The sequence below is a fragment of the Leucobacter sp. M11 genome, from assembly GCF_035726885.1.
Lineage (GTDB): Bacteria > Actinomycetota > Actinomycetes > Actinomycetales > Microbacteriaceae > JAPFRB01.
Window position 1 is genome coordinate 622,217 of sequence record NZ_JAPFRB010000002.1, and the last position, 8,206, is coordinate 630,422.

Here is an 8,206-nt window from a genome sequence, read left to right on the forward strand (position 1 = left end):
TTTCCGCGTTCTTCCCCGGGCTCCCCTCGGCTCTGGAGGGGATGCGCGCCGTGTTCGCGGAGCGCCTCGACCCGGCCATCGTGGAGCTGCTCGACGGCCGGACCCTGCGCTTCATCGAGGAGCGCGACGGCCCCAGCGGCGCGCTGACCCAGCTGCCACGGACGACACCCGGCGGGACGCCCGACGGCGGCGGCCTGCTCCTGCTCCAGTTCGATGGCTCGGATGCCTCCGCGATCGCGGAACTCGCCCGAGCGGCGCTCCGGGCGGCGGGGGCGCTGCGTGTGAGCCCCGCGGAGGATCCGGTCGTGTGGGAGCTGCTCGCCGTGCGCAAGAAGACCCGCGGCGCGGACGCGGACACGCAGCTCCGGGTGGGCGAGGACATTACGGTGCCCCGCTCCGAGCTGAGCCGCTGCGTCGCCGGGCTCGAGGAGATCGCCGAGCGCTTCCGCGTCGGCCTCCGGATCATCGCGCACGCGGGCGACGGCAACCTGCACCCCACGTTTTGGCTTGACCCGAGCGACTCGGCCCGGCTTCCCGACCTCGATGCCGCGCTCGACGCCTCTGTGCGGCTCGCGCTGGACCTCGGCGGCACCATCACCGGCGAGCACGGGGTCGGCCAATTCAAGCTTCGCTGGTTCCGGCTCCAGCACGACCCGGTCAGCGCCGCACTGCACGCCCGCGTGAAGTCCGCGTTCGGCCCGCTCGGCATCCTCAACCCGGGCAAGGCCTTCGTCGCGGAGGAACCCGGCCAGCCTGCTTCGGCACGCTGAGGACCCTCTGCCTCCGGCGCACCGCTTGGGATGCCCTGGACACCGGGCAGCTCGACGCCGCCACAGCGGGCCAGGGACGCCCGCTCCCTGAGACCTTTCTAGGATCGGAGGGCAGGAACTCTCAGGAACCCGGTACGCAGGGTGGCTGGGGGCGACTGTCGCGAACCGTTCCGCTGCCTCATCCCGGATTCAACCCGCTGGGCAAGTGCGGAGACGAGCGAGTTCACGACGAAGAACAGCATCCCGATAAGCAGGTACATCTGCAGCGGATTTCCCAGCGTCTGAACCGCGATTTCCCCTCTCCGGAGTAGCTCTTCAAACCCGATAATAAAGCCGAGCGCAGTGTCTTTGACGACGATGACGAGCTGACTAATCAGGGAGGGAAGCATCAGACGAAAGGCCTGCGGTAAGACGACCAGCCACAAATTCTGGGCTCCGCTGAGCCCGAGCGCAGCGCTTGCCTCCGTCTGCCCGCGTGGAACAGCAAGAATCCCTGCCCGGACGATCTCGGCAATTGCGATCGAGTTGTAGAGGACCAAACCGACCACGAGGTACCAGAGTAACGGGAGATCCACGCCAATCGTTGGTAAGAACCGAGAGGCAAAGAAAATGCTGATGACGACCGGAACAGCACGGAAAAACTCCATGACCCCGACGATCGCCCAGCGATACCAGCGGCGTGAGGTGACCCGTGCCAGCGCGAGAACCGTCCCAATAACCAACGAGAGCGCGATCGCGATCCCACCCGCCAAGGCTGTGTTCCGGAGGCCCCCACCCAGGAAGGTCCATACCGTCGTGAACTGAGAGTCTAGCGGGTTGAATAGCGGCGACCATTTCTGCGCGGAGAATTGCCCATTCTCGGCAAGTTTGAGAGCGGCGAGGGCTCCGAGTCCCGCCAGAAGAAGTATCACCCCTCCGGAGATCGCCCGGCTTCTCCGTCGGGCCCTCGGGCCCAACTCGTCAAATAGCGCACGTTGTTCGCTCATGCTCGAACCACCGATCGTTTTTCTGAGAAGGTAAACAGCGCGCTCGTTGGCGCGATAATGAGGAGATACCCGAGCACAACCCCGATGAGCACTGGGATGACATCAACTCCTCGACTCGCGGAGAGGGTATCCGCGAGACTAAAGAGGTCTCCCCCGACGCCGATCGCTCCGATCAGGGCGGAGTCCTTGATCATGGCGATTGTCGTATTTGCGAGCGGTGGGGTCGCCGTCCGAATTGCTTGCGGAACGATCACGCCGAGGAGTGTCAGCCGGAAGGGCATTCCCAGCGCCCGAGCTGCTTCTGCTTGACCGATAGGCACCGAGTTGATGCCCGATCTTAACGCCTCACAGACAAAGGCAGCCGTGTACACCGCCAGCGCTGAAACCCCGAACCAAAAGTACGACCCCCGGATACCGATCTCTGGAAGTCCAAAGGCGAGAAAAAACACGACAACGGCCAGAGGAACATTTCTCATAACGCTGACCCAGCCGGTCCCAATCCGTTGCAGGATCGGGACCGGGCTGATCCGAAACGTCACGAGAAGCGTTCCCAGGAGAAGCGCACCGAGCCCTCCCCAGAGACAAATACTCAGGGTTCGGAGGATGCCTTGTCCGAACAAGGGCAGGTATTCAACGAGTGCTGACACGTCGCTCCTCTTTCGCTCGAAGTGGAATTATGCGCAGGGAAGAAATTCCGGCAGTTCGGGCACCTCGGGCACAACCGTCCCGGCGGTCTTTTCCCACGCGGCAGCAAAACGGCCGTCCTCAACAGCCGCAGAAAGTGTGTCGTTAATGAACTCGCAGAACTCCACATCTCCCTTGGTGATCCCAATACCAAAGAGTTGATCCAGGTAGGACTCCCCGACAATCTTGAAGGCCCCGTCCGCTTCGGCTCCGAGCCCCAGGAGAATCGTGCTGTCCGCAGCAATCGCATCCACTTGCCCGGTACGCAGCGCATCTGCGCACTTCGAGTACACGTCGAACAGCACCAGTTGCCCCTCAGGATCAGCTAGGTGCTCGGAAATTGCCTCTAGGTCTGCGGAGCCCGTTGCAGCGCAGACCTTCACTTTCGGGTCGCCGACTGATTCAATTCCGGTGATCGCGTCATTGTCTGCAAGCGCCATCGTGAGCGTCCCCGCGTTGTAGTAAGGCCCCGCGAACGTCACCCGTTCCTGGCGTTCTGGGGTGATCATGTACGTCGCGATGACCATGTCGGCTTTGCCTGACATCACAGCTTCATCGCGAACCTTGGTGTTGGTCTCAATGAAGGTCACCTGGCCCGCGGGGATACCAATCTCACCCGCGATGATTTTTGCGATCTCGACATCAAAGCCTGTCGGGGTATTGTCCAGACCTTTCAGCCCGAAGAGCGGTTGGTCAAATTTGGTGCCCACGGTCATGGCGCCCGCCTCGGCCAACTTTGCCATCGTGCTGTTCTCAGGGAAGTCCTGCTGCTGAGTGACCGCCGGAGTTTCGTCCTCTCCAGGGGCGCTCTCTGAGGCACAACCTGTCAGGACGAGGGCAAGGGCCGCAACTCCAGCGAGGGTTGGGGCGTAACGCTTGATGCGGGTATTCATAATGTGTCTCCTAGTGTTCATCATTGGTACGGGAGGCAGTTCCGGCGACGCCGGAACCGCAGTGAAACGTATGGGGGTCAGTGGGTGAGGATCTTCGCAAGGAATTCACGCCCGCGTGCGGTCTCTGGGCGGGCAAAGAACTGATCTGGAGTGGCACTTTCCAGAATCCGACCATCATCCATAAACACAATCCGATCAGCTGCCTGACGCGCAAAACCCATCTCGTGGGTCACCACGACCATGGTCATCCCCTGAGCCGCGAGAGAAATCATGACGTCCAAGACTTCCTGGACCATCTCCGGGTCCAAAGCGCTTGTTGGTTCGTCGAATAGCAGGGCTTTGGGTTCCATCGCGAGGGCGCGGGCGATAGCAACGCGTTGTTGCTGACCGCCCGAAAGCTGGTCCGGCATCTTGTCTGCGTGCTCAGCAAGACCGACCCTCGCGAGCAACTGATCGGCCCGGGAAGCGGCTGCAGGACGACCAAGTTTCCGGACGCGCAGGGGCGCGAACATGACATTCTCCCGGACGCTCTTATGCGCAAACAGATTGAATGACTGAAACACCATCCCCACGTCGGCGCGGAGTTCAGCGAGGGCTTTCCCTTCCTCGGGAAGGGCGGTCCCGTCGATCGTGATTGTGCCGGAGCGAATAGATTCAAGCCGATTGATTGAACGGCAGAGAGTCGATTTTCCGGATCCTGAGGGGCCAATCACCACGATGACTTCCCCTCTGCCGATCTCAAGGGAAATGTTCTTGAGAACGTGGTGCTCCCCGTAATACTTGTTCACGTCGTTGAGCACGATGAGTGGAACGTTTCCATTCTTCATCGCTTCCGTGGACGAGGGGACTGTCTGTCCGGTCATGGGTTGACCTCTCTCCGTGTGGACGCACCCGTGGGTGCGATGTGAAATCGAGGCCGGGGGTCTTTTGTGAACGCCACGGCCGGGTGCTCGCCAAGTACCTGTGCAACGCGTTCTCCAACGGCAAGCGCATGGCCCTCAGTTCGGGCAACGATTTGCAGGCCGCCAAGTGCAAGGCTGGGAAGATCGAGCGCTGAGACGAGAGCCGATGGCCAGCCGAGCGCGTCCCGGATTCGTGCCTCGTCCACTCCTGCTTCAGGGATGCTGCGTCCCAGCACCGGCAAGAGCCACGCGTCATAGTCGTCAAGGTCGTGCAGCATGCGGCTTCGATACCTTTCGAGAATCCCGCGAGCCCCGGGGACCTCGGCAGGATGTATCGCGGCGGCAGCATTGAGCTTCGCCCGCAACGCAGGGCTAAAGGATTCTGGATCGTCGGCAAGCTGCTTTCGGTGCGTGGCGAACGCCTCAGCACGCATGACTGTCCAGAAGGGGTCAAGCACGCCAATGGGCACGGGCAGTGGCGTGAGCTGTGCCCTGATTGCGAGCAGAGGCTCGAGACCAATCACGTCGGGGGCTACTCCCAGCCGCAGCTCGCTCAGGTCTGGCACGTGTTGCGGTTGCTCACCGCTCAGCACTTGCCACACAAGGGCACAATCTGAAACAGTGGCTGCCATCGGCCCCACCACGTCAAAGGAGGGGGACAGGCCTTGCACTCCCTCGTTCGGAAGCGTTCCGGTGCGCGGACGGAGCCCGACGACGCGGCAACAAGCCGCTGGAATCCGGACGGAACCAGCGGTGTCGGTGCCCAGCCCGATCGTTGCCATTCCGGATGCGATCGCCGCAGCGGTCCCCCCGCTGGAGCCGCCGGCGATCAGCTCTGGGCTGTCCGGGTTGATGATTCTGCCCCAGTTGACATTCTCGCCGGTGACACCCCAGGCGTACTCATCGAGATTTGCTTTCCCAATAACCGCAGCCCCGGCCCTCTCCAGTCGGGAGACAACCGGTGCCGTGCTGGAGCTGGGGGTTGGATCGAAGAACCGAGATCCCATCGTCGTAGGCATTCCGGCGACCGTGATGAGGTCTTTCACCGCGAGGAGGTGGCCTGCAAGCGGACCGGGGCGCTGGGTGCCATACCTCGTTGCCGGGCTCACCGTGATCAACGCGTTTCCCCCTGCTGCGCCGGCGACGGGGCGCCGAGCCGCCACAGCAGTCACAGGAAGCGTCAGGGCCCCACGAGTGTGTTCGTTGTCTGACTTATGCACGGGCATACCCCCTGAGATGACTCTCGACAAGCTCCTCGATCACCACGTGCACGGGGTCAATGAGCACAGCGTCCGGAGAGCCTGCGTCTCGGGCGTCCCCACCGGACCAGGCGGCAATGATTTCGGTGCACCCTGCGATTAACCGTGTGGCACCCTGTTGTCGGAGGATTTTCATTCCTGCCACTAGCGCTTCACGCCCAGCTCGTGCATCACCAGCTTTGACCGAGCGAATCCCGCGGTCTGCCAGCTCCTGCCCGGCTGTATCCGGCACGATCGTGGCAATGCCGAGCTTGGCGAGTGCGTCTTGATACAACTGGGAGGCCACGGTACCTGAGGTGCCCAGAATACCGACCGGTCCGGGCACTTCGAATCGGGCAATGTGACGGGTCGTTGCCTCTACGAGACTCACAACGGGCAGATCAAGCCCGTCGAGCGCACGATCGAGAAAGACATGCGCGGTGTTGCAGGGAACGACGACGCTTGTTGCGCCTGCCCGTTTGAGCGCCTGAGCTCCACGGCGAAGCGCAGGTGTCGGATCCGCTCCGGCACCCATCAGCGCATTGGACCGATCTGGTACCGAAGGATCAGCCCAGATCACCACTGGAATATGCTCCTGATCATTTTTCGCCGGGCAGGCAAGCACGAGCCTTCGGTAAAACTCCGCGGTAGCAAGTGGCCCCATACCTCCGAGGACCCCGAGCATCCTCGGTGGCGGTTCCGGCTCGTGAGCATTCTGCTCCAGTGTCATAGCGTCTCCTTTGTCGCAATCACAACCAATATACTGGATTCTGGATGCGATGTATGGATAAGCTAGCTCACGAAACAACCGACCCGCAAGCCCAATTTCGTGATCCACGCAATCCACCCAGACACACCAAGCGGCGCTACGCTACATTGAGGAAACCATGAGTCAGATTCGCCCCGTAGCCCGTCAGCGCTTGAGCGATGTCGCGTTCGAGCAGCTTGCCGATGCCATCATCCGCGGAGAACTGCAGCCGGGAGAGCGAATCCGTGACGCCGAACTCGCAGACCGGCTCCAGCTCAGTCGTACTCCCGTCCGCGAAGCCATCAATCGACTGATCGAACTCGGCCTATGCGAATCAAAGCCAAGCTCCCACACCCGAGTGAGCCCACTCACTCAGGAATCCGTGCTCATGACACTCGAGGTTTTGCGGTCCTTAGATCACCTCGCTGTGGAGGCAGCTGGGCAGCGCCTCACCCCCAAGAACTTGGACAAGCTTCGCGCCCTAAACTCGGCCGTCTCCGCAGCCCTTGCAACAGGTGACCCCTCCGCTGTTCTCGATGCCGACGTTGCCTTTCACCGCTTCCTGCATGAACGCTCAGAAAACCCGGTACTGTTGCGTGTCATCAGTCAGCTGGACCCACACGTTCAACGCATTCTGCACCGCAAGTTTTCTTCCCGCCTTGGCGGCGAGAACTCGATCCACCACCACGAGTCACTCATCTCGCTTCTCCAGGACGGGGAGACAGGGGCAGCTGCGGATCTTTCCTCGTCCCAATGGCAACAGCTAGGCGGCCAAGTCACCGCGCTATTCGACCCGGCAGACCCAGAGGACGACTGGGGAACTGTCTGAGATCACAGTCGCGATCGGGCCGCGACCGACAGGGTTTGCCCACAGGTTTCCGGGCGTTTCCCACACGCTGCGCACAATTCTTCCACAAGGTTATCCACAGGAAGATCCGCGGAATGTCGCGGTTCTATCAAAACCTTCCACAACACATTACTTCCGTTTCCCCAACGGCGCCAGGGCCTGGGAACGCCTGATTCTCCGGCGTTTCCCCGAAAGACGTCTCCCCAGAGACAGCGTCCGACCCGCCGATCGGAGCAAGTTTCTCCAGGTTCAGAGTATGTTGGCTGATGCCACACAGAAATGAGGAGTGCCCGTGATCTCATCGTCGAGCCCCACCGCCGGAGAGCTGTTTCACCTCGTCCACTCCGGCCAAGCCAGCAGCCGGGCCGACCTCGCGCGGCTAAGCGGCCTCTCCGCCTCCACCGTCGCCATGCGGGTCGACGAACTCATCTCGCACGGGTACTTGGAGGAGGCCGGACGAGGTGTTTCCCGCGGGGGCCGCCGCCCTCGCATGCTCGCGGTTCGCGACGGAGAACAGGTGGTCGCGGCGGTTGACCTTGGCGAACGACACGCGAGCGTCATCCTGATGAACCGGGCCGGGGACGCGGTTGCCGAGCAGATCGTCCCACTCGCCCTGATAGATGGGCCAGATGCCGTTATTGCCCTCATCTGGGCACAGGCACAGTCCCTCGCCGCCGAGCAGTCCCCGACTCGCCTGATCGGCGGCATCGCGATGAGCCTGCCCGGGCCGGTTGATGCCCGGAACGGCCGGCTCCTCTCGCCCTCCCGAATGCCGGGGTGGAACGGCATCGCGGTGGGCGAACTCCTGACCCAGGTCACCGGCCTGCCCGCCTACGTCGACAACGACGCGAACGCGATGGCTCTGGGCGAGTTTATGCGACGCGGGCGAGAGGTCGGAGAACTCGTTTTCGTGAAGGCCGGGAGCGGCATCGGCTGCGGGGTCATCGCGAACGGCGAGCTCTACCGCGGACACCGGGGCGTGGCCGGGGACATCAGCCACGTGGCGATCATCGGCGCTCCCCCAGTCGTCTGCTCCTGCGGCCGCGTCGGATGCCTGGATGTTGTCGCCTCCGGCTCCGCGATCGTTGACGCCGCGCGCGAGGCGGGCATCGACACGGAGCGGCTCGAGGACATCTTG

At 62.5% G+C, this 8,206-nt stretch carries 9 protein-coding genes; 3 read left to right on the forward strand and 6 right to left on the reverse strand.

Annotated features, from left to right (window positions below):
• A partial coding sequence (locus OOT08_RS07360) for an FAD-binding oxidoreductase (protein WP_325091948.1) occupies window positions 1-770 on the forward strand: 770 nt, incomplete at its 5' end.
• Between the two features lie 98 nt (window positions 771-868).
• On the opposite strand, the gene OOT08_RS07365 is transcribed toward OOT08_RS07360, so the two are convergent.
• From OOT08_RS07365 to OOT08_RS07390, 6 genes are all read right to left on the reverse strand, one after another.
• Complete coding sequence (locus OOT08_RS07365; protein ID WP_325091949.1) at window positions 869-1,756, reverse strand: amino acid ABC transporter permease; 888 nt, start codon at window positions 1,754-1,756, stop codon at window positions 869-871.
• Window positions 1,753-2,403, reverse strand: a complete 651-nt coding sequence (locus tag OOT08_RS07370) for an amino acid ABC transporter permease (RefSeq protein WP_325091950.1) — start codon at window positions 2,401-2,403, stop codon at window positions 1,753-1,755. The genes OOT08_RS07365 and OOT08_RS07370 overlap by 4 nt, the downstream gene beginning before the upstream one ends.
• Window positions 2,404-2,430: 27 nt before the next feature.
• Complete coding sequence (locus tag OOT08_RS07375) at window positions 2,431-3,333, reverse strand: glutamate ABC transporter substrate-binding protein (protein ID WP_325091951.1); 903 nt, start codon at window positions 3,331-3,333, stop codon at window positions 2,431-2,433.
• A gap of 77 nt (window positions 3,334-3,410) precedes the next feature.
• The gene (locus OOT08_RS07380) at window positions 3,411-4,196 is read right to left on the reverse strand and encodes an amino acid ABC transporter ATP-binding protein (protein ID WP_325091952.1); all 786 of its coding nucleotides are present in this window, start codon (window positions 4,194-4,196) and stop codon (window positions 3,411-3,413) included.
• Window positions 4,193-5,455 (reverse strand): amidase, encoded by a 1,263-nt coding sequence (locus OOT08_RS07385; protein WP_325091953.1) that lies wholly within the window; start codon window positions 5,453-5,455, stop codon window positions 4,193-4,195. Before OOT08_RS07385 ends, OOT08_RS07380 begins: the two co-directional genes overlap by 4 nt.
• Complete coding sequence (locus tag OOT08_RS07390) at window positions 5,448-6,203, reverse strand: aspartate/glutamate racemase family protein (RefSeq protein ID WP_325091954.1); 756 nt, start codon at window positions 6,201-6,203, stop codon at window positions 5,448-5,450. The genes OOT08_RS07385 and OOT08_RS07390 overlap by 8 nt, the downstream gene beginning before the upstream one ends.
• A gap of 157 nt (window positions 6,204-6,360) precedes the next feature.
• Here OOT08_RS07390 and OOT08_RS07395 point away from each other — a divergent pair, with 157 nt between their 5' ends.
• Entirely contained in the window at window positions 6,361-7,050 is a 690-nt protein-coding gene (locus OOT08_RS07395; protein WP_325091955.1) for a GntR family transcriptional regulator, read from the forward strand.
• A gap of 310 nt (window positions 7,051-7,360) precedes the next feature.
• Window positions 7,361-8,206 (forward strand): ROK family protein (locus tag OOT08_RS07400; protein ID WP_325091956.1); only part of this gene is annotated, 846 nt, incomplete at its 3' end.